The following is a 23998-nucleotide window of genomic DNA, read 5'->3' as shown; positions in this document are numbered from 1 at the left end:
GGCGACCGCCCCGCGGCCCCGATCCTCCCGCTGGTCAGCAGCAGCGACGTCTTCGTGCCCCCCCGCGGCCGCAGCTTCGTCAAGTACAGCTTCGACTTCCCCGAGCCCTCCGTCGCGTTCGAGGGGCTCACCTTCGGCCTCATGGTGTTCACCCGCGAGAACGCCTACGGCCTCGACCAGGCGCGGATGACCGTGCGCGAGACCGACACCGGCCTCGAGCTGCGCGCCACCGGGCTGGTGTGGGCCGGCGGGCAGCAGCGCGCGGACGGCGAGGTGCTCCTCGCCCTGCGCCGGGTACCCGACGGGGTGGAGTGGGACGGCACCGTGACCATGGACCAGCCGATCAAGGCCGTCACCACGGTGCTCCGCGGCGTGCCGCGCGGGCCCGTGGCGGGCGGCGGCGGCGCCTTCACCGATCCCGGCGACGACGAGCTGCTCTACGGCTACCCCTTCGGCGGCGGCGACCTCTTCGTGGCCGGCGGCATGAATACCCCGCTGCTGCAGGTACGTGAGGCCGACGGGCGCTGCTTCTTCGTCTCGAGCCGCGACACCGCCGTGCGCACCAAGCGCTTCTACCTGCAGCCGGGGGAGCGCGGCTACCGGCTCGAGGCGGTGCACGAGGTCGAGGGCTGGAAGGACGAGCGGCGGGTGTCCCTGCCCGCCTGGCGGGCCGGCCACGCCGCCACCCAGGAGGCGGCCACCGCCGATCACTACGCCCACCTGGCGCGGGCCTACCGGATCCCCGACTGGGACACCCGCCCCGACGTCCCGGACTGGCTCCGGCGCACCGCGCTCGTCACCACGCTGCACGGGATGCACTACACCGGGTACATCTTCAACGACTACCCGAAGATGCTCACCACCCTCCGGTGGATGGCCGCCCGGATCCCCGGCGAGCGGATCCTCGCCTTCCTCTCCGCCTGGGATGGCCGCTACTACTGGAACTACCCCGCCTACGAACTCGACCCCCGCATGGGCGGCGCGCGCGCCTTCCGCCGCCTGATCGACGAGGGCCACGACCTCGGCGTCCGCTTCATGCCCATGTTCGGCGCCAACGCCGCCAACCGCCGCCAGTCGGCGTTCCCCGCCCTCGCCGAGGCGGCCACCGCCAAGGTCGACGGCGACACCATGGACCTCAACTGGGTGGACTGGGACAACGACCGCCACATGGACGGCTGGCTCGCCTACATGAACCTCGGCGTGGCATCGTGGCGCGAGTGGCTCGGCGGCCGCATCGGCGAGATGATCGAGCGCTTCGGCGTGGACGCCTACTTCCTCGACATCGCCGGCGGCTGGATCAACAACCCGCGCGCCGACATGCATGCCGGCCTCCGGCAGCTGGTGCACGACCTCCGCGCCCGCCACCCCGGCGTCGCCGCCGTGGGCGAGATGCACTACGACGCCCTGCTCGAGGTGCTGCCGCTCTTCCAGGCCGGCGGCGGCGGGCCCGCCGGCCCCTTCGTGCAGCGGCACGCCCGATTCTTCCAGCACCTGAGCCACCCCGCCCCGGGCCGCGGCAGCACCGGGGTGCACGAGGAAGGCTTCAGCCGCTTCGATCCCGACACCCTCTCGCTCGCGCCGCACGCCATCCCCACCCTCAACGTGGTGGACGACACCCTGGCGCGGCACCAGGACCTCATGGACGCCGTGATCCGGCGCGCCCGGGAACGGGCAGGCCTCTGATGACCAGCCACCTCTCGCGCCGCGACTTCATGGCCGCCACCGCCGCCGCCAGCGCCCTGCTCCGGCCCGGGGCCCTGTGGGCGGCCCCTGGCGACACGCCGCCCATCACCCCGCGTGCCCGGCCGTTCCCCCTCGACCGGGTCCGCCTCCGCCCCGGCTACGTGGCCGACCAGCTCGAGATCAACCGGCGCCACCTGCTGGCGCAGGATCCCGACCGCCTGCTGCACATGTTCCGGGTCACCGCCGGCCTCGCCTCCACGGCCGAGCCCCTCGGCGGCTGGGAGGCCCCGGACAACGAGCTGCGCGGGCACTACACCGGCCACTACCTCTCCGCCTGCGCGCTGCTCGTCGCCGCCACCGGCGACCCGGCCATCCGCGCCCGCGCGGAGGCCGTCGTCGCCGGGCTGGCCGGGTGCCAGCACGCGCTCGGCAGCGGCTACCTGAGCGCCTTTCCCGAGGAGCTGTTCGACCGGCTCCGCGCCGGCCAGCCCGCCTGGGCGCCCTTCTACACCATTCACAAGCTCATGGCCGGCCTGCTCGACCTGCACCAGCTCGCGGGAAGCGCACCGGCGCGCGAGGTGCTCGAGCGGCAGGCCCGCTGGGTGGGCCGCTGGTGCCAGCCCCTCGGTGACGCCCACATGGCCCGGGTACTCGAGCGCGAATACGGCGGGATGAACGAGGTGCTCTACAACCTCTACGCCCTCACCGGGGACGCGCAGCACCTGGCGCTGGCGCATCGCTTCGACCACGAGCGGTTCTTCGCCCCGCTGGCGCTGGGCCGCGACGAGCTGGCCGGGCTCCACGCCAACACCAGCATCCCCAAGGTCATCGGCGCCGCCCGGCGGCACGAGCTGCTGGGCGAGCGGCGCGCCCGCGACATCGCCGAGTACTTCTGGCACCAGGTCACCGGCCGGCGCTGCTACGCCACCGGCGGCACCAGCGCCGATGAGGGGTGGGGCGAGCTCGGCGCGCTGGCCGCGGGGCTCTCCGGCTACACCCAGGAGTGCTGCGTCACCTACAACATGCTCAAGCTCTCGCGCCACCTCTTCAGCTGGACCGCCGACCCCCGCGTGGCCGACTACTACGAGCGCGCCTACCTCAACGGCATCCTCGGCACCATGCACCCCGCCGACGGCGACAAGCTGTACTATGTGAGCCTCGCCGACGGGCTGTGGAAGCTCTTCGGCACCCCGGGGCACGACTACTGGTGCTGCACCGGCAGCATGGCGGAGTCGTTCGCGAAGCTCGGGGACAGCCTCTACTTCCACGACGAGGCCGGCCTCTACGTGAACCTCTTCGTGGCGTCGGAGCTGGACTGGCGGGAGCGCGACGTGCGGATCGTGCAGGACACCCGCTTCCCGGAGGAGGAGGTCACCCGGCTCACGGTGCGCACCGCGCGGCCCGCCACCTTTGCGCTCCGGGTGCGGGTGCCGGCGTGGGCCGCCGGTGGCCACGCGACGCTCAACGGCCGCGCCCTCGAGAGCTTCGCCCCCCCGGGGAGCTACCTGGTGGTGGAGCGCCGCTGGAAGGACGGCGATCGGCTGGAGGTCACCCTGCCCATGGCGCTCCGCGCCGAGTCGCTGCCCGACGCGCCCGCGCGCCACGCCCTCTGCTACGGCCCGCTGGTGCTGGTGGGCAGGCTCGGCACCGAGGGCCTCACCCCCGAGGCCCTCCGCGCCGAACCCACCGCGCCCCGCACCGTGCCCGAGTACCGGCTCCCGTCGGTGCCGGCGCCGACCCTGGTCGGGTCCGCCAGCGACCTTGCCCCCTGGATCCAGCCGGTTGCCGGGCGGCCGCTCACGTTCACCACCCGCGGCCAGCCGATCGACCTCGAGCTGGTGCCCTTCTACCGCTCGCTCGACGAGCGCTACGCGGTGTACTGGACCATCGCGGAGGCCTGACCGCCACGGGCGAGGTGTCCCCGAGGGGATTCCCCCACCGCCGAGCCGCCTAGTTGGGCAGCAGCACCCCGTCCACGATGTACAGCATCCCGTTCCCGGCGCGGACCGAGCCGAGCACCTTGGCGCCGCCGACCGTGAGCTCGTCCCCTTGCCGCTGCACCGTCACGCTGCCTCCGGCCAGCATGGTGAGCACCAGGCCGTCGGTCAGCTGCGTCGGGTCGTACGCGGTGACGATCACGTGGTGCAGCAGGATGGTGCGGAGCTGGCTCGCGCTCTCCGGCTTGAGCAGGGTCTCCACCGTGCCGTCCGGCAGCTTGTCGAAGGCGGCGTTGACCGGCGCGAAGACGGTGAACGGCCCGGGATTGTTGAGCGGCAGCACGTAGTCCACCGCCTTGAGGGCGGTGACCAGCGTGGTGTGGTCCGCCGAGCCCGCGGCGATCCCCGCGATGCTGTTGGGGTCGAGCGTCACCGCCGGCATGGCCACGGCGGCCTGGGCGGGGGCGGCGCCCTCCCCGGCCGGCTTGCAGCCGGCGGGCAGGAACAGGGCGAGCGAACAGGCGGAGAGCAGCACACGGCGGCGCATGGGACGATCCCTCGACGTGAAGTGAGACGGCACCCGCGGACGGGCGTGACGGCCCGCGCGAGCGCGGCCGGTCGGGCCCGGGTGGCAACGAGGGATTGCCTGACGAGAGGGGAGGGGCTGCGCCACCAGTCTAGGGCCGAGGCCCCGTCGCGTCAATGTCCCACCTGAAGATGCGATTAAGAATCCGTGACGGCCTTCGCCGGCCGGATCCCGGTCGCGGCGCGCCCCGGTGTCCCCACTTCCCCCGCCACGCCGGGCCCCGTAGACTGGCCCCATGACCATCCCCGCCACCGCCGCCCTGCGGACAGTCCTCGCCCACGCCGGGCAGCCCGTCAGCGAGCCGCTGCTGTTCGTCCAGGCGGGCGGCATCGGCGCCGGGGTCTTCGCCTTCCAGTATGAGAAGGAAGACATCGCCACCCTCTTCCTCGCGGGCCGCCACCTCTGGGCCGACGACCACGCCTACCTCACGGCGGCCGCCAGGTGCCTGGGCTGGAAGACGGTGACGAAGGAGAGCACCAGCGTGAAGGCGGCGGAGCAGGAGCTCCGCAAGGCGCTCGAGCGCGGGGCGCCGGTGATCGCCTGGGTCGACGCCGCGCACCTCCCGCATCGGGTGATGCCGGCGCACTACAGCGGCGGCGGCTATCACGTCATCACGGTGCAGGCCATCGCCGGCGACGAGGCGCGGATCACCGACGGGGGCGGGGAGCCCTTCGGCATCGCGCTCCGCGACCTGGCCGCCGCCCGCGGCCGGATCGCCAAGTTCCGCAACCGGCTCCTCTGGCTCGACGGCCGCGCCGGGCGGCCGCCGTCCCCCGACGCCGTGCTCGCCGACGCCCGGAAGACCTGCGTCACCACCCTGCGCAAGGCGAAGATGGCCAACTTCCGGCTCGACGCCTTTGCCGAGCTGGCCGACCGGATGACCGCCCCCAAGGGGAAGGAGAGCTGGGTGGAGATGTTCCCGCCCGGCCCGCGCCTGTGGGCGGCGCTCACCTCGCTGCACGAGTATGTCGAGCGCTACGGCACCGGCGGCGGGCTCTGCCGCGGCATCTGTGCCGCGGGCCTCCGTGAGGCCGGGCTGTCGGCCCCCGCCACCGCGTACGCCGCGCTCGCCGGGGAATGGACCGCGCTGGCGGAGGCCGCGCTGCCCGCCGGGGTCCCGGCGTGTGATGAGGCGCGCGCCCTGTTCGCCCGGCGCACCGCCCTGGTCGCCGCCCGGGGGCCCGTCCCCGAGATCCGTGCCTGCTGGGAGGGGTTGAGCCGTCTCCAGCGCGATGCCCGGAAGAGCTTCCCCCTCGACGCCGCCCGGTCGGCCGACCTCCGCGCCACCCTGGCGGAACGCCTCCGTGCCATCCACGCCATGGAACTGGCCGCCCTCGACCTGCTCTGAGGCGCCGCCCCGGCCCTGCGGCCGCGCCGTTCAACCCTCTTACTATTCCCCCATGCGAAACCCCATCCTCGCCGCCGCCCTGCTCGCCCTGGTCGCGTGCGGCCCCTACACCCCGCCGCTGCCCCCCTCCCCCCCGGCCGATACCCTGCCGCCGGCGCGCACCTCGATCTCGGGCGCCGCGCTGCTGGACCTGCGCTCCCGCACCAGCGCGCGGCTGCAGGCGGTCAGCGTGGTGAACGAGAAGGTGGTGTGGGCCAGCGGGACCGGCGGGGCATTCGCGGTGACCACCAACGGCGGGGCCAGCTGGCGGAGCGGCGTGGTGGCCGGCGCCGACAGCCTCGAGTTCCGCGACGTGCAGGGCGTGGACGACAAGACCGCGTACCTGCTCTCCAGCGGCAACGGCACCCGCAGCCGCATCTACAAGACCACCGACGCCGGCCAGAACTGGCAGATCCAGTTCATCAACCGGACCCCGGAGGCCTTCTACGACTGCTTCGCCTTCTGGGACGCCGAGAGCGGCATCGCCTTCAGCGACAACGTGAACGGCGTCTTCCCGGTGCTCACCACCCGGGACGGCGGCCTCGACTGGCACTTCCTGAGCGAGCCGGGCTCGGAGACGCCCTCGCCGGTCCCCGCCGCCACCGCGGGCGAGGGCGCCTTCGCGGCCAGCGGCACCTGCGTGGCCACCCTCGGCAAGGAGGCGGCGTACATCGCCACCGGCGCCGGCACCCGGAGCCGCCTCCTCTTCACCCCCGACCGCGGCCGCACCTGGGTGAGCTACGACACCCCGGTGAGCCAGGGGACCAACACCACCGGGCACACCTCGATCGCCTTCCAGGACGAACGCACCGGCCTCGTGGTCGGCGGCGACATCGGCAGCGCCACCAGCGGCGGCATCCGCGTGGCGCTCACCGCGGATGGCGGACGGCGCTGGACCGAGGGCGGGCAGCCCACCTTCCCCGGCGCGGTATACGGCGCGGCGTGGGTGCCCGGGAGTCGCGGCACCGTGGTGGCCGTCGGGCCGGGCGGCGCCAGCCTCTCCCGCGACGAGGGCCGCACCTGGGCGCCGCTCGACTCGCTGGCCTACTGGAGTGTGGCGTTCGCCGGTCCCAAGGCGGGATGGATGGTGGGACCGGGAGGACGGATCACGAAGGTGAGCTTCTAGTCCCGCCGGCCGGGCGCCCCGTCGCGGGCGCCCGCGCCGGCCAGCGCCGCGATGCCGGCGGCGTCGAGCTGGTAATCCACCCATCCGTCATCCGGGCGCGCGCCCAGGCGTTCGTAGAAGCGCATCGCGCCGGCGTTCCACCGCGCCACCTGCCACTTCACCAGCGCGCAGCCGCGCGCCCGCGCCCGCCGGGCCAGCGCCGTCATCAGCGCCGCCCCGGCGCCGCGGTCCCGCCCCGCCTCCGCCACGTACAGCTCCTTGAGGTACAAGGTGGGCCGCGCGCGGTAGGTGAACGGCACCATGTAGTGCACCGCCATCCCGAGCACGGCCCCCGCCTCCTCCGCCAGCAGCGCCTCGAAGTCGCGCGCCCCGCCGGCGAACCCCTGCGCCAGCAGCACCGCCTCGGTCACCTGGAAGTCGGCCGCGTAGCGTTCGTACGCCGCGAGCCCGCGCATCAGGCCGAGCAGCGCGGGGATGTCGGCGGCGGTGGCGTCGCGCACCACGAGCCCCGCGGCCACCGGGCTCACAGGTACCGCGCCCGCAGCACCTCGAGGTGCCAGATGGTGTGGCCCGGCGGCACGTGGGCCAGGGCCCGCACCGTGAAGGGGTTGCCCGAGGCGGTGCCCCGGCGCAGGGGCGTGTCGGCGGGGAGCCCCGCCAGCAGCGCCATGGTGGCGCGGCGCACCGCCGTCCACTCCGCGAGCAGGCTCGCCATGGGGCGCTCGCCGAAGCGCGCCGGCGCGATCCAGGTCTCGTGCTCCCAGCTCGGCAGCGCAAGCGGGTCGCCGCGGGCGATGCTGAGCGCGCGGTGGCTGAACACCCGCTCGGTGTCGGTGAGGTGGCCCAGCACCTCCTTCACCGTCCACTTGCCCGGGGCGTAGGCGTGGTCGGCCTGCGCCGGGGTGAGCCCGCCCAGCAGGTCGCGCACCTCGGCGACCTGCGCCTCGAGCAGCGCCAGCAGGTCGCCCTCGGGGACCTTGCCGATGTAATGAGCGTAGTAGGCCGCGTACTCGTCCGGCGCGGGCCGGTCCCAGCAGGCGCGGGCCGGGGCGGTGGCGGGTTCCGGGGTCATGAGGCCACCTCCGCCGCCACGCCCGTCTCGAGCGCAAAGCCCTCGTCGAGCCAGCCGGTCACGCCGCCGAGCATCAGCTTCACCGGCCGCCCCAGCCGCGCCAGCCGGATCGCCGCCCGCTGCGCGCCGTTGCAGTGCGGCCCCGCGCAGTAGACCACGAACGCGGCATCGGCCGCGAAGGGACGCAGCGTGTACTCGACGATCTTGGCGTGCGGCAGGTTGACGGCGCCCGGCAGGTGACCCCGGGCGTACAGCTCGGGCCCGCGCACGTCGAGCAGCACGAAGTCCCGTGCGCCCTGGGTCCGGGCGTGGTGGACATCCCAGCAGTCGGTCTCGAACCGCAGGCTGTCCTCGAAGTGGAAGAGCGCCTCGGCGCTCCGGGCGGGGGGGACGAGCATCACGGCGGATGGCATGGGGCCTCGAACGGTGGTCGGGAATGCGGGAGCGCTCCCGGAAAGCTACCGCTCGATGGTCCCACGGCCAGCGCCACTTGGCATGGTGCTATGGGACCACTGGCCGGGTCGCCCCCTTGAGCAGCGGCGTCACCTGCGGCGCCAGCAGCCCCACCCCCCGGACGATCCGCTCCGGCGTGGTGGCACCGTAGAAGAGCAGCAGTCCCCGGTGCCGCGCCTCGCCGTAGTAGTAGCGGCTGAGCGGTGAAACCCCGAACCCCGCGTCGGGCAGCCCGCGCACCAGCCGGGTGTCGTTGCTGCCCCGCGGCAGGTACGCCACCAGGTGGAGCCCCGTGTCGCTCCGCCCGAGCGGCACCCCGTCCCAGGCGCGCGTCACCCGGCGCACCAGCGCGTCGCGGCAGGCGGCGTAGTGCGCCCGCGCCTGGCGCAGGTAGCTGGCGAAGTAGCCGCCGGCCAGGAAGTCGGCCAGCACCGCCTGCGGCAGCGGGGGCGAGAATCCGTCGCTGATCCGCCGCCCGGCGGCAAAGGCATCCACCAGCGGCGCCGGCACCACCAGGTAGGCCAGCCGGAGCCCCGGAAAGAGCACCTTGTTGCAGGTGCCCAGGTACAGCACCCGGCCCTCCCGGTCGAGCCCCTGCAGCGCCGCCAGCGGGCGCCCGTCGTAGCGGAACTCGCTGTCGTAGTCGTCCTCGAGGATCCACGCCCCGGTGCGCGCCGCCCAGTGGAGCAGCGCCAGCCGCCGCGCCAGCGACAGCGTCACGCCGAGCGGGAACTGGTGCGAGGGCGTGACGTAGAGCAGCCGCGCCCCCGGCCGCTCGGGCAGCCGCTCCGCCACCAGCCCCTCGCCATCCACCGGCACGCCCCGCACCGTGGCGCCCGCCGCGAGCAGCGCCGCGCGCGCGCCCGGATACCCCGGCTCCTCCACCAGTGCCGTGGCCCCGGGATCGAGCAGCAGCCGCGCCGCGAGGTCGATCGCCTGCTGCGTGCTGCTCACCACCAGCACCTGCCGCGCCTGGCACTGCACCCCCCGCGTCAGGCGGAGGTGCTCCGCCAGCGCCTCACGCAGCGCCGGCAGCCCGCTGGGGTCGGCCGGCCGGTACACCGAGGCCTCGCCCCGCCGCGCGTGCCGGAACAGCAGCCGGTTCCAGGTCTCCGCCGGGAACCCCGCCACGTCCGTGGCGCAGAGCCCCGCCGGCTGGTCCGCGGCGATCTCGGCCAGCCCGAGGTCGGTCATCAGCCGCCCCCGCCGCGACAGCGCGGGCGCCGTGCCCCCCGCCGGCGCCGGCGCCGCGGCCCGCCCGCCCCGCGCGCCCGGGCGCGAAGGGCGCGCCCTCGGCCATGGCCCGCGCCACCACTGAGCCGGAGCCGATGCGCCGCTCCACGAAGCCCTCCGACACCAGCTGGAGGAACGCCGCCTCGACCGTGTTGCGCGACACCCGGAGGTCGGCCGCGAGCGTCCGCGCCGACGGCAGCCGGCTCCCCGGCCGGAGCGCGCCGGAGAGGATGTGCTCCCGCACCTGCCGGTACACCTGGGTGTACAGCGGCCCCGTCGGCGACTTTCCCACCGGCAGCGCCAGCGCCACGCCCTTCGGCGCCGCCGGCCGGCCCCGTCGTCCCTGCGGCTCCCGCCTCGTCATGCGCTGCATTCACGACACCCCGCCCGCAGCCGTCAAGCCCGCGCCACCGGCCCGTTGCGGTTTTCCCCGTTCCCCTTTCCCTTTTCCCTGTTCCCCGGACCCGCCCCCGCTCCCGGTGCCTGCATGCACACCCCCGGCATCTACCTCCTGGACCCGGATCACGCCGACGCCATCCAGCGCCTCGCGGCGGACGCGCGCATCGCCGCCACGACCAGCATTCCCCACCCGTACCCCGAGCACGGCGCGCGCGACTACGTCGCGCAGCAGCGGGAAGACCGCGCCGCGGGGCGGGCCTGGGCCTTCGCGATCATGGACGGGGGCGCGCTGGTCGGGGCCTGCGGCGTGCACGGCATCGCCCCGGGCGCCACGCCCGAGGTGGGCTACTGGGTGGGGGTACCGTACTGGGGCCAGGGCTACGCCAGCTTCGGGCTCCGCCAGCTGCTCGAGTTCGTGTTCATCCACCTCGGCCTGGAACGGGTGGGGGCGCGCGTGCTCGAGGCCAATCCCGCCTCCGCGCGGGTGCTCGAGAAGAACGGCATGCGCTTTGTCTGCCTCCAGCCCAACGAGGACGCCGCCCTGCACCCCCCGGGCGTGCCGGTGGCCTGGTACGCCCTCACGCGTGAGGAGTGGCTGGCCCGGCGCCCGGAAACCCCGGGGCCCCTGTCGGACGGTCCACCGCCCGCGCGCCCCATCCGCACCTAGAGACCCGCCCCATGGACCTGCCCGTCTTCCGCTATCACCCCGATCCCATCGCCAGCGGCAGCATCGTGCCCTGGGACGAGGCCTGCCCCTGCTGCGGCGAGGTCCGCGGCTTCGCCTATGACGGGCCGGTCTACATCGAGGGCGACACCCCCGAGGGACTCTGCCCCTGGTGCATCGCCGACGGCACCGCGCACGAGGAGTACGAGGCCACGTTCGTGGACCGCGAGGCCTTCGCGCCGGGGGTGCCCCCCGCGGCGGTCGAGGTGATCTGCACCCGGACGCCGGGCTTCGATGCGTGGCAGGGGGAAGGGTGGCCGTCGTGCTGCGGGGATGCCGCGGCGTTCATGATGCCGGCGGGGCTGGCGGAGCTGCGCGCGCGGGACCGCGCGCTGGAGGGCCTGGTGCTGGGGCACATCGTCCACGAGATGGGCATCTCGGGCGGCGCGGCCACCCGGCTGCTCGACCGCCTCAACCGCGACCGGGGTCCGACCCTCTACCTGTTCCAGTGCCTGCACTGCGGCGGCCCCAGGTTCCACATCGACGGGCCCTGATCCCGCTCAGCGCCGCCGGCCGCCCTCCTCGATGGTGGCCACCAGCCGGTCGGCCAGGCCCTCGAGTTCGGTGGACCGCGTGCGGAACTGGCGGCGGAGCAGGCCGCGCGCCAGCGCATACGAGGAGCCGATGGCGGTTGCCCCGAGCGCAATCGTGGCCGGCACCGAATGCAGCAGCCCCATGCCGATCCCCATCCAGACCCCGACGGTCCCGCCGCCCAGGCCGCCCATGAACCCGCCGAAGTAGGCGCCCGCCACCTGCTTCAGGTTCTCCTCGAAGCGGATGACCGTCTGGCCCGCGCCGGGCCGGAAGGTGATGAACAGCTGCCGCCCCGGCGTGCCGCCGTAGGCCACCGACTGCCACGAGAGGTCGCGGCCCAGCCGGCTCACCTGGCCCATGTTGCCGATGGCCTGCCGGATGAGGTCCACCAGCTGCGCGGCGTCGCCCTCGCTGAACTCGCGCCGCGCCACCCGCTCGAGCAGGATCCGGGTGGGCGAGCCGAGGAAGGGGTGCGCCTTCGGCGCGGCGCTGCGCAGCGCCACCTCGCGGGCGGCGCGCTCCACGTGGGCCGGCGCGATGCCCACCTCGCCGGCAATCCGCTGCAGCCCGCCCAGCGAGAGCGACGCATCGGTGGTGGGCGTGGTGGCGTCGAGCTCGGCGGCGCGGGCCATGATCTGGTCGGCGTCGCCGGCGGAGAAGCGCGGCGTCGGGCCGAACGCCGCGGCCAGCTCCCGCGCGAACACCCCCGGGCTGGCGTGGCGCTGCTGGTCGCGGAGCAGCAGGCCGCGCACCAGCGCCGCCTCCACCGCCCCCGGCAGCCGGTCGAGCGCGGCGCGCACCGCCGGGGCCGCGTCCACGAACTGCCCCGCCCGCGCCGACTCCTCCCCCGGCCACATCCCCGGCAGCTCCCCGACCAGCATCTCGAACGCGGTCGCGGCCAGGCTGTAGACGTCGCTCCGCTCGGAGAGGTCGGTGAGCCCCGCCGCCTGCTCCGGGCTCATGTAGCCGATGGTGCCCACCGGAAACCCGGTGCGGGTGATGCGGCCCTCGGCGCCCGCGGTGCGCTGCCCCTCGACCATGGCCTTGGCGATGCCGAAGTCGGCCACCAGGGCGTGGCCCGCGGAGAGCAGGATGTTCTCCGGCTTGATGTCCCGGTGGATCACCCCCTGCCGGTGGGCGTAGTCGAGCGCGCCCCCCACCTCCGACACCAGCGCCACCACCTGGTCGTGCGGCAGCGTCCGTTCCCGGAGCAGCCGCTGCCGCAGCGATTCCCCCTCCACGAACGGCATCACGTAGTACAGCCGGCCGGCCGCCTCGCCGGCCTCGATCAGCATGAGGATGTGGGGATGCTGGAGCCGCGCCGCGATCTGGATCTCGCGCTGGAACCGCTCGGCGCCAAGGGTCGCGGAGAGCTCGTCGTGCAAGACCTTCACCGCCACCGGGCGGTTGTGCCGCACGTCATGGGCGCGGTACACCACCGCCATGCCCCCACGACCGACGACGCGCTCGAGGGCGTATCGCCCCGCGAGCGCGTCGGTCAGGTGCGGCGGAAGGGCCTCAGCCATGGCCCCGGATCCGGAGCTGGCTCACTTGAAGGAGAGGAGCTCGACCTCGAAATACACCACCGCGTTGGGCGGGATCGTCGGGGGAGAGCCCTGCGGCCCCCAGCCCAGCTCGGCCGGGATCCAGAACTCGTACTTGGAGCCCACGTTCATCATCTGCAGGCCCTCGGTCCAGCCCGGGATCATCTGGTTCAGCAGCAGCGACGCCGGCCCGCCGTGGTCCTCGGAGGCGTCGAACTTGGTGCCGTCGATCAGCGTCCCCTTGTAGTTCACGGTCACCGTGCTGGTGGCCTTGGGCCGCGGGCCGGTGCCTTCCTTGAGGACCTTGTACTGCAGGCCGGTCGGCGTGGTCTTCACGCCGTCCTTGCCCTTGTTGTCGGCCAGGAACTTCTCGCCGTCGGTGCGGTTGCTGATCGCGGCCACCGAGTCCTTCTGGTGCTGGATGCCCATCATGCGCACCTGGAAGGCCATCATCGTGGCCTGCATCGCCGAATCCGGGATCGTGGCCAGGGTCCCCGCCATCCCCTCCTTGAGCCCCCGGAAGATGAGCTCCGGCTTCACCGGCACCGACTGCTGCTTCAGGTTCTCGCCCATCTTGTAACCGAGGATGTAGCTGACGCTGTCGTCCTGGGTGGCGAGGCTGCCACCGCCGACCGCGCCGCCTCCCTGGCAGGCGCCGAACGCGAGCGATCCCATGGCGGCAAGGGCCAGGATCTTCATGGAAACTCCGAAATCAGGGGGTCTGGAGACTGCTTTGGACGGGCGGGAATATAGGCGGGAACCAAGGAGGGCGGTACGGCGGGCCACCAGGCCACCACCCGTACCGCCTTTACCGCCTTTACCGCCTTTACCGCCATTACCGTCTAGCGCCGCATCAGCCGCCAGGCGATCTCCCGCCCCTGCCCCTGCGGGTAGGCCAGCGTGATCCACAGCATCGCGAACGGCTCGAGCAGCCGGGCCCGCGCCAGCGGCCCCGCGTCGAGCATGCCAAAGCCCAGCTCCCGGCCCAGCGCCGCCACCGTCGCCTTGGCCTCCGGGTCGTCCCCGGCGTACAGCATCGTCGCGGCACCCTCCGGGTAGTCGGGGGCCAGGAAGTTGTTGGCGCCGGTGGTGTTGAAGCACTTCACCACGCGGGCACCCGGCGCGGCCCGGGCAATCTCCTCCGCCCCCGACGTCGCGCCGCCGACCCCGAGCCCCGCCAGGTTCGGCAACAGCGGGTTGGTGGTGTCGATGACCACCTTCCCCGCGAGTGACAGCCCGCGCACCACCTCGAGCGTCGCGTCCCACGGCGTGGCCAGCACCACCACCGGCGCATCCGCCACCGCCTCCGCCAGGGGCAGCGCCACGCCCGGGGTGGCAAACTTGCCGAGAAGCGCCTGCACCTTGGGATCGGCGGGGTTCCGCACCCCGAGCCGCACCTGGTGACCGCACCCCGACCAGCCGATGGCCAGGGTCCCGCCGACACTGCCCGCGCCGATGATCGCGATCCGCACTGTCCATCCCCCCATCGCCGATGGTCCCCTCAACTCGCACGGAGCGTAGCGCCTCCATCCCCGATCCGGCAGGGTGGCACGACGAAGGGGGCGGCGCGGGAACCTGCCCCGCCCCGCCCCCTCCCTACCGCCCACTCCCTCGCGCCCGAGTCGCCGCGGCGCGGCTCCTGAAGGGCGCTCGGTCGCCGCCCTACCGCCTACACCGCGCCGGTCGTGCGCGTCACCAGGTACTGCCCGCACTGGGTGAACAGGATGTTGACGAAGGTGGTCTCGCCGCCGCGGGTCACCACCAGGTCGAGCTCGCCGGCGGTGAAGCGCGGCGCCACGGTGCAGGTGGGATCGTAGGCCAGCGGCGTCACGGTGCTGGTGGTCACGCTCCAGCTGCGGTTGGCCGTGGCCCAGGCCCCGGTGCCGCCCAGCACGAAGGAACCGGCCGGCAGCGGGGTGATCAGCGAGATCGAGCCCGGGGTCGTCGCGGTGAAGGTGGCCACCCAGTCCTTGGTGTGGGTCGTGGTCCGGCCGCTCGGGTGGGTCCACACCGAGGTGAAGCCCGTGATCGTGTGCCCCAGCGTGTCGGCGTTGCCGCCCCACTCACGGGTGCCGTTGTGCACCGCCATGAAGCTGCGCAGCGGGAAGGCGGTATTGATGCGGGCGCGGGTGAAGTTGGTGAACACGTGCCGCACGCCGAGGCTGGTGGCGTTGGGCAGCGGATCGAGGAAGTCGATGGTGCCGCCGAGCGAGTCGGTCACGGTCCCGGCGCCACGGGTGAAGACGCAGGCGTCGTAGGTGAACCGGACCGAGTCGGGAATCGCGTCGCCGTCGCTGTTGGTCGGCGGGGTCGGCGCGACCGTCACGCAGACGGCCGGCGGCGCGCCCAGGATCGCGGCGGGCGCGGGCGCGGAGAGCGGCACGCCGTTGGACACATCATACGTCGACAGCTCGGCCAGCTCGTCCACGTCGGCCGCCACGTCGGCGCTGATGTCGTTGGCCTGCGCGGAGGTGAGGATGTTGCCGGTGCTGCCAGAGGGGGAGCTGCTGTCGGCGCAGGCGCCGAGGATCAGGGCGAGCGTCGCCACCAGGGCGAGCCGTCGCGGGAACGGGGTTCCAGTCATGGGACACTCCTTCAGGGGTCATCCGGGGATCGCGGCCATCCATCTGCCCCAGAGACGCAGCCCCGCCGAAGGCGTTAAGTCGTGACCTGCGTCACACTTCCGGGACGTTGCGGCAGGGGGCGCGATCCGGGAAGCGGGAAGCAGGTACTGAGCGACGGATCCTGACTTCCCGTTCCCTCTTCCCGCTTCCCCTTCCCCGCCCTCAGCGCGTCGTCGCCCGGGGGCTGCACCCGAAGAGCCCGAACCGCCCCAGAATCCGCTCCAGCGGGCAGAAGCCGGTCAGGCTCGACTGGATCAGGTTGAAGCCCACGAAGGCCGTGAACAACAGCCAGTAGGGATTCACCCAGTGCGCCAGCGCCAGCGACAGCAGGATGAACGTGCCGGCGATCCGCCGGATGACCATTTCGTTGCACATCGATGCCTCCTCAGAAATCCAGGGGGTGGGCCCGGGGCGCGACCCCGCCGACCCGCTCTCATTTTCCCTTTTTTTCCCTTTTCCCTTTTCCCTCTTCCCGCTTCCCTCTTCCCTCTCCCCGCTTCCCGCTTCCCGCTTCCCGCTTCCCGCTTCCCGCCAACCCTACGCCCCCACCTGCCGCCGCCGCAGCTCCCAGTAGAGCAGCGGCACCACCACCATCGTGAGCAGCGTGGCCACGATCGCGCCGAACATGAGCGCCACCGCCAGCCCCTGGAAGATCGGGTCGAGCACCATCACCAGCCCGCCCACCACCACCGCGGCCGCGGTCAGGGCGATGGGCCGGAACCGCACCGCTCCCGCCTCGATCACCGCCTCCGCCACCGGCACGCCACGGCGCTCGGCCAGCTGGATGAAGTCGACCAGCAGGATCGAGTTGCGCACGATGATCCCGGCGAGCGCGATCATCCCGATCATGCTGGTGGCGGTGAAGAACGCCCCCGTGACCGCGTGCCCCGGCAGGATGCCCACCAGGGTGAGCGGGATCGGCGCCATGATCACCAGCGGGATGCTGAACGACTCGAACCACCACACCACCAGCACGTAGATCAGCAGCAGCACCGCCGCGAACGCCAGGCCGAGGTCGCGGAAGACCTCGATCGTGATCTGCCACTCGCCATCCCACTTCATCGCCACTTCGTCCAGCTGGTCGGGCTGCACCGCGTTGTAGCGCCGGATCCCGGCGCCATCCACCCGGATGGTATCCAGCGCCTGGTTCATGGTCAGGATGGCGTAGACCGGGCTCTCGATGCTGCCCGCCACGTCGCCGGTCACGTAGATCACCGGGCGCAGGTCGCGGCGGTGCCGGGTGCCCTCGCGCAGGGTGCTGTCCACCGTGACGAACCGCCCCAGCGGCTGGGGCCCGCTCATGGTGGGCACCGGCAGGGCCAGCAGCGCCGCCACCGAGGAACGCCGCGACAGCGGCAGCCGCGGCACGATGCCGATCCCCTCCCGCGCCGTGGCGCTGGCCAGCCGCCCCGCCGGCATGCCGGCCTGCGCCAGGTAGACCGTCTGCACGATCTGCTCCACGCTCGCCCCGGCCTGGGCCGCGCGGGCCCGGTCCACCCGGAACGCCAGCTGCGTCTCGGGCGCCTCGACGGTCCAGTCCACGTCCACCACGCCCGGGGTGTGCTCGAAGACCTCCTTCACCCGCGTGGCGGCCGCCAGCCGGGCCGAGTCGCTCCCGGCGTAGATCTCGGCGACGAGCGTGGAGAGCACCGGGGGCCCCGGCGGGATCTCCGCGATCTTGGCGCTGGCCCCGTACCGCCGCGCGATCGAATCGACCCCCGGCCGCACCGCCACCGCGATCGCGTGGCTCTGGCGCGACCGCTCCTCCTTGGGCACCAGGTTCACCTGCACGTCGGCGACGGTGCTGCCCTGGCGCATGAAGTAGTGCCGCACCAGTCCGTTGAAATTGAAGGGCGCCGCGGTGCCGGCGTACACCTGGGTATGCCGCACCTCCGGCACCCCGCGCAGGTACCTGGCCACCTCGGCCGCCGCCGCCGCGCTGGTCTCGAGCGTGGTCCCCTCCGGCAGGTCCAGGATCACCTGGAACTCCGACTTGTTGTCGAAGGGGAGCATCTTCACCTGCACCACCTTGAGCGCCACCAGCCCCATCGAGGCGAGCAGCAGCGCCACCACCCCGACGTAGAAGCCGAGCCGGGTGCCCCGCCGCTCCATGAGCCGGCGCATCAAGCGGGCGTATCGGCCATCCGCCGGACCGGGTGGCGGTGCGGCCGGAGCCGAGTCATCGTGCCGCCGAGCCGACGGGCCGCCGACATGCCCCCGCAGCAGCCGCAGCGCGATGTACGGCGTCACGATGAACGCCACCGCGAGGCTCGCCAGCATGGCCACGCTGGCCCCCACCGGGATGGGCCGCATGTAGGGCCCCATCAGGCCGCGCACGAACGCCATCGGCAGGATGGCCGCGATCACGGTGAAGGTGGCGAGGATGGTCGGGTTGCCCACCTCGTCCACCCCCTCCACCGCCGCCTCGCCGGCCGGCTTGAGGCCGAGCTGCAGGTGCCGGTAGATGTTCTCCACCACCACGATCGCATCGTCCACCAGGATGCCGATCGAGAAAATCAGCGCGAACAGCGTGATCCGGTTGAGGGTGTAGCCCAGGGCGTAGTAGCTGAACAGCGTGAGCGCGAGCGTCACCGGCACCGCCACCAGCACCACCACCGCCTCGCGCCATCCCAGGAAGAGCCAGATCAGCACCGTCACCGACAGCGTGGCGATGACCAGGTGCAGGATCAGCTCGCTCGCCTTCTCGCGGGCGGTCTCGCCGTAGTTCCGGGTCTCGGTGACGGTGACCTCCGGCGGCAGCAGGCGCGCCCGCGCCTGCTCCACTCGCGCCAGCACCTGGTGCGCCACCAGGGTGGCGTTGGCGCCCTTCCGCTTGGCCACGCTGAGGGTCACCGCGCTTGCGGCTCCGCCCTCCCGGCCCGCGTGGCTGACGTAGCTCTCCCGCTCGCCGAACTCCTCCCGCACCGTGGCCACGTTGCGCAGGTACACCGGCACCCCGCGCCGCGCGCTCACCACGATGCCCGCCACCTCCGCGCCGCTGTGGAGCGGCGCGCCCACCTGCACCCGATAGCTCCGCCCCGCGCTCTGCAGCTCGCCCGCGTCGAGCCGGGCGTTGGCGCCGGCCAGCGCCTGCGTCACCTCGCCCGGGGTCACGCCGGCCGCGGCCAGCCGCGCCGGGTCGAGCTCCACCCGCACCTGCCGCGGCGCCCCGCCGATCACCTGCGTGGCCGCCACGTCGGTGACGGTGCGGATTTCCTCCTCCAGCTGCACCGCGAGCTGCCGCAGCGCGTTGGAGCCGTCCCGCGTGGACGACAGCGTCAGCGTGAGGATCGGGACATCGTCGATCGAGTGCGGCTTGACCAGCGGCGGCAGCGCGCCGGCCGGCATCCGGTCCAGGTCGGCCACCAGGCGGGCGTGCACCCGGGTGATGCTGCGCTCCTGGTCCTCGCCGACCTTGAAGCGCACCGTGACCATCGTGTACCCCTCGCCGGCCATGCTGTACACATGCTCCACGGCGGGGATCTCCCACATCCGCTGCTCGATCGGCCGGGTGAGGAGGTTCTCCACCTCCGCCGGGCCGGCGCCCGGCAGCGCCGCGATCACGTCGATCATCGGCACCGAGATCTGCGGCTCCTCCTCCCGTGGCGTCCCCACGATGGCCAGCGCGCCCACCGCCAGCGAGGCGATGATCAGCAGCGGGGTCAGCTTGGAGTGCAGGAACCGCTGGGCAATCCGTCCGGCGAAGCCCATGTCAGTCGCTCCCGGCCAGGATCACGTCGCCGGCGGTGAGCCCGGAGAGCACCTCGACCAGGCCGCCCGTGGCGGGCGCGTCGCCGGCGGTGCGCACCCAGCGCAGGTCGGCGCTCCCGCCCGAGACCACCCGCACCCCCACCAGGTCCCCCTCGCGGACCAGCGCGGCGGCCGGGACCAGGATCGCCGCCCGGGTCCCGTCCGGCACCCGCAGCGTCGCGGCGCTGCCGGGGAGGAACTCCCCGGCGGGATTCCGCACCACCGCGTTGACGGTGTAGACCCCGCCCGCCGGCGAAGGCACCAGCCCCTCGATCGTGGCCGGCAACGCCCGGCCCTCGATCATCGCCTCGAGCGCCTGCCCGGGGCGGAGGCCGCGCGCCACGCGGGTCGGCACGCTCACGCTCACCCGCAGCCGGCTCGCGTCCTGCACCTCCACGATCGGGGCGCCCGGCGCGGCGAAGGCGCCTGGGTCCACGTAGCGCATGGTCACCACGCCGGCGAAGGGCGCCACCACCGCGGCGTACGACCCCACCGCGTCGAGCTCGCTTCGCGCCGCCCGCGCGGTGCGGAGCCCGGCTTCGGCCCGCGCCAGCCCCGTTTCCACCTGGTCCAGCTGGAACCGCGTGGCCGCGCTGTCGGCGTAGAGCGCCCGGAAGCGCCCCGCCTGGGTCTCGGCGTCGGCGTACATCGCCTCCGCAGCCGCGATCCCCGCCTCCACCTGCGCCCGCTTGGCCTCGACGTCCCGCGCGTCGATCCGGGCCAGCACCTGGCCGCGACGGACCTGGTCGCCCTCCTGCACCAGGACCGCGGTGACGCTCCCCATCAGCTTGGTGCTGAGCAGGGCACGCTCCACCGGTTCGGCCACCCCCGTGGCATCGAACCCCGCGGTGATCGTGGTATCCCGGACGGTGAACGTTGCGCCGTGCGCCGTGGCGCCGGGGCTCGCGGCCGGTTCGACCTCTCCCGACCCACCGCACCCCTGCGCCATCGCCATCGTCACCAGGACCAGCCAGCCGTGCGTCCGCATTGCATGTTCTCCCGGGCCAGCGGCCCGGTTCGAGGTATCAGCGATCGAGCGCGCGGAGCGCGCCGAGCTCCAGTCCCTGGGCCTGCCGCGCTTCGGCCGCCGCCACGATCACCTCGTAGCGCGCCGCCGACAGCCCCAGCCGCGTGGCCGTTTCCACCGTCGCGGCATCCAGCAGCTCGCTCACGGTGGCCAGTCCGCCGTCGTACTTCCGTCCCACGATCCGGTGCGCCTCGGCCGCCTGCGCCACCGACCGGTCGGCGATCGCCAGCCGCGCCAGCGCCACCGCCTGCCGGTCCCGCGCGGCGGCGATCTCGAGCGCGGCCTGGGCCCCCGCCGCCTGGGCCATGGCTCGCGCCCCGTCGCGACGTCCCGCGGCGCTCCGCCGTTCCGCCAGCTCCTGCGCCCCCGCGAACGGCGACCAGGAGAGCATCACCCCGAGGGTCCACGCGCTCTTGCCACTGAACGGGGCGTCCGCGGAGTTCCAGTCCAGCCGTCCAAAGCCGTTGAGCCGCGGCAGGTAGAGCGCCGCCGCCCGGCGCGCGTCCGCCTCCGCGGCGGCCCGGCCCAGCTCCGCCGCCTGCACGTCGGCCCGGGCGGCGGCGCCGCCGCTGTCGGTCCCGGCCAGCCCGGCCACCGCCCGGACCGCGTCCAGGGACGGCAGGGAATCGGGGAGGGTCCAGCCGCTGTCCGCCGGCGCGCCCAGCAGCGTGGCCAGCCCCCGCCGCGCCTGACGCGCCCGGCGCTCGGCCTCGAGCAGCTGCGCGTCGACCTCCCCCGCCTTCACCGAGGCCAGCAGGGCGTCGGAGCGGGTGGCCATGCCCTGCCGCACCATCGCCTCCGCCTGCCGCACGTGGGCCGCGCCCGCCGCGCTGGCCGCGCGCAGCGTGGTCACCTGCTCGGCGGCCAGCACCGCGCCGAAGTACGCCTGCACCACCTGCACCGCCGTGCCGCCCCGGGTCCACGTCTCGGAGGCGGCCGTCGCGTCGCGCGCCGCGCGCGCCGCGCGCCGGCCCAGCCAGGCGTCGGCGTTGAACAGCGGCTGCTCCAGCACCACCCCGGTCATCAGGTTGCCGATGGCGGCGGGGTCGTTGAGCGTGGCCGGGTTGAACGCGGCCGGGGTGACGGCCCGCTGCCGGAGCAGGAAGCCGAAGCTGTTGAGCGGATCGGTGGTGCGGAGGTAGGCCGCCTCGAGCCGCACCGAGGGCAGGATCCCCCGGTAGGGTGCCAGCGCCTCGCCGGCCCGCTCCCGGGTGGCGCCGGCGGCGATGCGGTTGGCGTACCCGGCGGTGTCGGCGCGGGCGAGGGCCTCCCCGAGGGTGAGCGGCTGCTGCGCCGCGAGGGGCGCGGCGGCCAGCGCGGCCCCGAGGACCAGGCGGACCAGCGGACGGCGGAACGGTAGCGGCATGGCGGTGACCCGGGGCGTCGGCCCCTTGCGAAAGACCATATAACCATATAGTCATATATACCAATGGTCAACCCCCGCCCACGGCCCGCGGACGGGGGCCGGTTGCCGGGCGGCCCGCTTTCACTACATCATTATATGGTCACCAATCGCGGGGACTGCCCCGATCCCATGGCCGGCAAGGCACTCACCCAGGACCAGCTGCTCCACATCGCCGATCGCTTCAAGGCGCTCGCCGAACCCTCGCGGCTGGAGATCCTCCAGGCCCTCAAGGGCGGCGAACGCAACGTGTCGGAGATCCTCACCCTCACCGGCTTCGGCCAGGCCAACGTCTCCAAGCACCTGCAGCTGCTGCACGCCGCCGGCTTCGTGGAGCGCCGCAAGGACGGCGTCAGCACCTACTACCGCCTGGCCGACAACGACGTGCTCAAGCTGTGCGAGCTGATGTGCGGGCGGCTCGAGAAGGAGGCGCACAGCCGGAAGAAGCTCTTCACCGGCTGAGCGCCCCCCGGCGCGCCTACCGCAGCGCCGTCATCGCGGCCCGGATCCGGGCGTGCTGCCCCGCCGGCGCCAGGTCCAGCGCCTTCTGGTAGTTGGCCAGCGCGTCCCGCTTGTCCCCCTTCACGGCCAGCGCCTCCCCCAGGCTGTCGTAGACGTTCCACGACTTCGGGTAGTCCCGCACGTTCTGCCGGAACAGCGCGATCGCCTCGTCCAGCTTTCGCTCCCCCAGGTACTGGTAGCCGAGCACGTTCACGTCGGCCTCGGTGGCCAGCGTCAGCGCGCGGGCGCGCAGCGAATCGGCCTGCGCCTTCCGGCCCTGGCGCTCCAGTACCGCCGCCTTGGTCCGCAGCGACGCGAAGCTCGGCTGCAGGGCAACGGCGCGGTCCGCCCACGCCTCGGCGCGGTCGAGCCCCGTGTTGTGCGCCAGCGCCCAGCGCGCCGCTTCCAGCCATCCCGTGGGCCAGAACTGCTGGATCCCCGCCAGCTGGTGGCTCAGGCTGTCGAGCACCACCGCGTTGGTGGACACGCCGAGCGGGAACGCCACCGCCAGCTTCTCCCAGCGCAGCGTCACCGTCACCGTGGAATCACCGGGCGCCTCCAGCGTGTACTGCAGGAACTCCACGTGATCGGCGGCGCGCGGCGTCACCGTGAACCGCAGTGCGTCCTTGGCCTGGTCGTAGCTGAAGCTCCCCCAGTTCTCCGCCTCACGGTTGAGGATGATCGTCCACTGCTGCGCGCCCGGGATGGTGTGCAGGCCGTACCGCCCCGCCGGCAGGCGCGTGCCCCCCACCGTGAACGGCGAGGTCACCGCCAGCACCGTGTTCATGTTGGCCCCGGCGCGCCACACCGAGTCGAATGGCACCAGCTCGCCCCAGACCTTACGGCCCTTCACCGCCGGACGGCTGTAATCAATGGAGATGTCGGTGAGGCCGATGGTCTGCCGCACCCCGGCCCGCTGGCTCGCCCAGGGGAGGACCATCGTGGGAGCGCCCTGCTGGGCGGCGGCGGGAAGGGTGGGGACGAGCAGGAGCGCGAACAGCAGCAACGGCCGACGGCGAGCCAGCATGGAACCTCCGGAAGGTGGCGTGGATGGGACCCGCGTTCCTACGAGTCCCATCCCCTCCCGGTTTGGATGTTCCGCCTCGAATCCTCGACCACCCCCCTCAGGGCGTGACGCCCGCGGGCGTGGCCGGCGCGGGGCGGATGGCGGGCGCCGGGGGGATGACCGGCGCCGGCGGAATCGCCGCCGACCGCCGCGGCGTACGCGCCGCCAGCGTGGTGCGCGCCGGAGCCGCGGCGGAGGCAGAGGCGGTCCGCAGCGTCTGCAGCGAATCTTCCAGCGTCTTCACCCGACCCGAGACGGAATCCAGCGCGGCCCGCACCGCGGCGACCTCCTGGGCGGCATCCGGCCCCTCCGGGGCCGCCGGCCGGCTGGTGAAGCCGAGCAGCAGAGCCACGACAGTGCAGGCGCCGCCCGCCAACAGCGGCAGCGTCCACGGATGCTCGCCCAGGCCAGCCATCGCGGAGGGCCGGGCCTCGTACAGACCGCCGAACGTCGGCGCGCTCGGCCGTCCCGGGCGCCCCGGCGGCGGTGGCGGCGGGGCGGGGCGCTGCGACTCCTTGTACTCCTCGAGCTCACTCCGCAGCTTCGCGAGTGACTTGGCCACCATCAGCGTGGCCCATCCAACCGTACCCACCGCGCCCGCCGCGGCCAGCAGCAGCAACGGACTCAGCGTCGGGCCGGGGGTTCCGGCCAGGGCAATCAGGAGCATGGCGGACTCCCATCTCAGTTCAGCAAGGCCGGTCGGGCCAGGGCGGAGCGCCCGGGCCCTCGGCACGAGCGAATCACGCCGCGAGTCGTCACGGCCCCATCACGATCGCTGATCGAGCGGGTCAGAACCGGAGCCCGGCCGCGGCTCGAGGCGCCAGCGGTCTCCTGCGCGTCGTTATCCTATCTCTTTAATCGTCATGTGCTTACCGGATGCGGCTCCGGGTGATCCGGGGGTGACCGGAGGGTGATGGGGTTGAGTAGCTTTCTCCCGTCACCCATACCTC

General features: G+C 73.5%; 22 protein-coding genes. 7 read left to right on the top strand and 15 right to left on the bottom strand.

Annotation, left to right across the window (positions count from 1 at the left end):
• The first annotated feature begins 21 nt into the window (after nt 1–21).
• The gene (locus tag IPJ95_06370; protein ID MBK7923246.1) at nt 22–1683 is read left to right on the top strand and encodes a hypothetical protein; all 1662 of its coding nucleotides are present in this window, start codon (nt 22–24) and stop codon (nt 1681–1683) included.
• Nucleotides 1683–3584, top strand: a complete 1902-nt coding sequence (locus tag IPJ95_06365; protein MBK7923245.1) for a glycoside hydrolase family 127 protein — start codon at nt 1683–1685, stop codon at nt 3582–3584. Before IPJ95_06370 ends, IPJ95_06365 begins: the two co-directional genes overlap by 1 nt.
• Nucleotides 3585–3633: 49 nt before the next feature.
• Here the strand turns inward: IPJ95_06365 and IPJ95_06360 are convergent, their stop codons facing one another.
• Nucleotides 3634–4062, bottom strand: a complete 429-nt coding sequence (locus IPJ95_06360) for a fasciclin domain-containing protein (protein ID MBK7923244.1) — start codon at nt 4060–4062, stop codon at nt 3634–3636.
• Between the two features lie 379 nt (nt 4063–4441).
• On the opposite strand from IPJ95_06360, the gene IPJ95_06355 reads away from it, so the two are divergent.
• Both IPJ95_06355 and IPJ95_06350 read left to right on the top strand, forming a co-directional pair.
• The gene (locus IPJ95_06355) at nt 4442–5554 is read left to right on the top strand and encodes a BtrH N-terminal domain-containing protein (protein ID MBK7923243.1); all 1113 of its coding nucleotides are present in this window, start codon (nt 4442–4444) and stop codon (nt 5552–5554) included.
• A gap of 52 nt (nt 5555–5606) precedes the next feature.
• The gene (locus IPJ95_06350; protein MBK7923242.1) at nt 5607–6719 is read left to right on the top strand and encodes a hypothetical protein; all 1113 of its coding nucleotides are present in this window, start codon (nt 5607–5609) and stop codon (nt 6717–6719) included.
• On the opposite strand, the gene IPJ95_06345 is transcribed toward IPJ95_06350, so the two are convergent.
• From IPJ95_06345 to IPJ95_06330, 4 genes are all read right to left on the bottom strand, one after another.
• The gene (locus tag IPJ95_06345) at nt 6716–7174 is read right to left on the bottom strand and encodes a GNAT family N-acetyltransferase (protein ID MBK7923241.1); all 459 of its coding nucleotides are present in this window, start codon (nt 7172–7174) and stop codon (nt 6716–6718) included. The two genes, IPJ95_06350 and IPJ95_06345, sit on opposite strands and share 4 nt — an antisense overlap.
• A 68-nt stretch (nt 7175–7242) precedes the next feature.
• Nucleotides 7243–7791 (bottom strand): DinB family protein, encoded by a 549-nt coding sequence (locus tag IPJ95_06340; protein ID MBK7923240.1) that lies wholly within the window; start codon nt 7789–7791, stop codon nt 7243–7245.
• Nucleotides 7788–8204, bottom strand: a complete 417-nt coding sequence (locus IPJ95_06335; protein ID MBK7923239.1) for a rhodanese-like domain-containing protein — start codon at nt 8202–8204, stop codon at nt 7788–7790. Before IPJ95_06335 ends, IPJ95_06340 begins: the two co-directional genes overlap by 4 nt.
• Before the next feature lie 88 nt (nt 8205–8292).
• Nucleotides 8293–9438 (bottom strand): PLP-dependent aminotransferase family protein, encoded by a 1146-nt coding sequence (locus IPJ95_06330; GenBank protein MBK7923238.1) that lies wholly within the window; start codon nt 9436–9438, stop codon nt 8293–8295.
• Nucleotides 9439–9964: 526 nt separating this feature from the next.
• On the opposite strand from IPJ95_06330, the gene IPJ95_06325 reads away from it, so the two are divergent.
• Together IPJ95_06325 and IPJ95_06320 are read left to right on the top strand one after the other, a co-directional pair.
• Nucleotides 9965–10543: a GNAT family N-acetyltransferase gene (locus IPJ95_06325; protein MBK7923237.1), complete on the top strand. Its 579-nt coding sequence runs from the start codon at nt 9965–9967 to the stop codon at nt 10541–10543.
• An 11-nt stretch (nt 10544–10554) separates the two neighbouring features.
• Entirely contained in the window at nt 10555–11094 is a 540-nt protein-coding gene (locus IPJ95_06320) for a CbrC family protein (GenBank protein ID MBK7923236.1), read from the top strand.
• Between the two features lie 6 nt (nt 11095–11100).
• On the opposite strand, the gene IPJ95_06315 is transcribed toward IPJ95_06320, so the two are convergent.
• The 8 genes from IPJ95_06315 to IPJ95_06280 form a co-directional block, all read right to left on the bottom strand.
• The gene (locus tag IPJ95_06315; protein MBK7923235.1) at nt 11101–12660 is read right to left on the bottom strand and encodes a serine/threonine protein kinase; all 1560 of its coding nucleotides are present in this window, start codon (nt 12658–12660) and stop codon (nt 11101–11103) included.
• A gap of 21 nt (nt 12661–12681) precedes the next feature.
• Nucleotides 12682–13377, bottom strand: a complete 696-nt coding sequence (locus IPJ95_06310) for an FKBP-type peptidyl-prolyl cis-trans isomerase (protein MBK7923234.1) — start codon at nt 13375–13377, stop codon at nt 12682–12684.
• 143 nt (nt 13378–13520) lie between these two features.
• The gene (locus IPJ95_06305; protein ID MBK7923233.1) at nt 13521–14150 is read right to left on the bottom strand and encodes an NADPH-dependent F420 reductase; all 630 of its coding nucleotides are present in this window, start codon (nt 14148–14150) and stop codon (nt 13521–13523) included.
• A 197-nt stretch (nt 14151–14347) separates the two neighbouring features.
• Nucleotides 14348–15262, bottom strand: a complete 915-nt coding sequence (locus IPJ95_06300; GenBank protein ID MBK7923232.1) for a hypothetical protein — start codon at nt 15260–15262, stop codon at nt 14348–14350.
• Between the two features lie 202 nt (nt 15263–15464).
• Nucleotides 15465–15677, bottom strand: coding sequence for a DUF2892 domain-containing protein (locus IPJ95_06295; GenBank protein MBK7923231.1), 213 nt, complete (start codon nt 15675–15677; stop codon nt 15465–15467).
• A 162-nt stretch (nt 15678–15839) separates the two neighbouring features.
• Entirely contained in the window at nt 15840–19013 is a 3174-nt protein-coding gene (locus IPJ95_06290; GenBank protein ID MBK7923230.1) for an efflux RND transporter permease subunit, read from the bottom strand.
• 1 nt (nt 19014) lies between these two features.
• Nucleotides 19015–20040, bottom strand: coding sequence for an efflux RND transporter periplasmic adaptor subunit (locus IPJ95_06285; GenBank protein ID MBK7923229.1), 1026 nt, complete (start codon nt 20038–20040; stop codon nt 19015–19017).
• 37 nt (nt 20041–20077) lie between these two features.
• Nucleotides 20078–21484, bottom strand: a complete 1407-nt coding sequence (locus IPJ95_06280) for a TolC family protein (protein MBK7923228.1) — start codon at nt 21482–21484, stop codon at nt 20078–20080.
• 129 nt (nt 21485–21613) lie between these two features.
• On the opposite strand from IPJ95_06280, the gene IPJ95_06275 reads away from it, so the two are divergent.
• Nucleotides 21614–21943, top strand: a complete 330-nt coding sequence (locus IPJ95_06275) for a winged helix-turn-helix transcriptional regulator (protein ID MBK7923227.1) — start codon at nt 21614–21616, stop codon at nt 21941–21943.
• Between the two features lie 16 nt (nt 21944–21959).
• Here IPJ95_06275 and IPJ95_06270 read toward each other — a convergent pair whose 3' ends face one another.
• Nucleotides 21960–23009, bottom strand: coding sequence for a DUF2911 domain-containing protein (locus IPJ95_06270; protein ID MBK7923226.1), 1050 nt, complete (start codon nt 23007–23009; stop codon nt 21960–21962).
• A gap of 97 nt (nt 23010–23106) precedes the next feature.
• Nucleotides 23107–23715: a hypothetical protein gene (locus IPJ95_06265; GenBank protein ID MBK7923225.1), complete on the bottom strand. Its 609-nt coding sequence runs from the start codon at nt 23713–23715 to the stop codon at nt 23107–23109.
• Between the last annotated feature and the right edge of the window lie 283 nt (nt 23716–23998).

Source organism: Gemmatimonadota bacterium (assembly GCA_016713785.1).
In the GTDB taxonomy this organism is placed as follows: domain Bacteria; phylum Gemmatimonadota; class Gemmatimonadetes; order Gemmatimonadales; family GWC2-71-9; genus JADJOM01.
The sequence above is the reverse complement of the archived record's forward strand: the minus strand, read 5'-3'. Positions and strand labels throughout refer to the sequence as shown.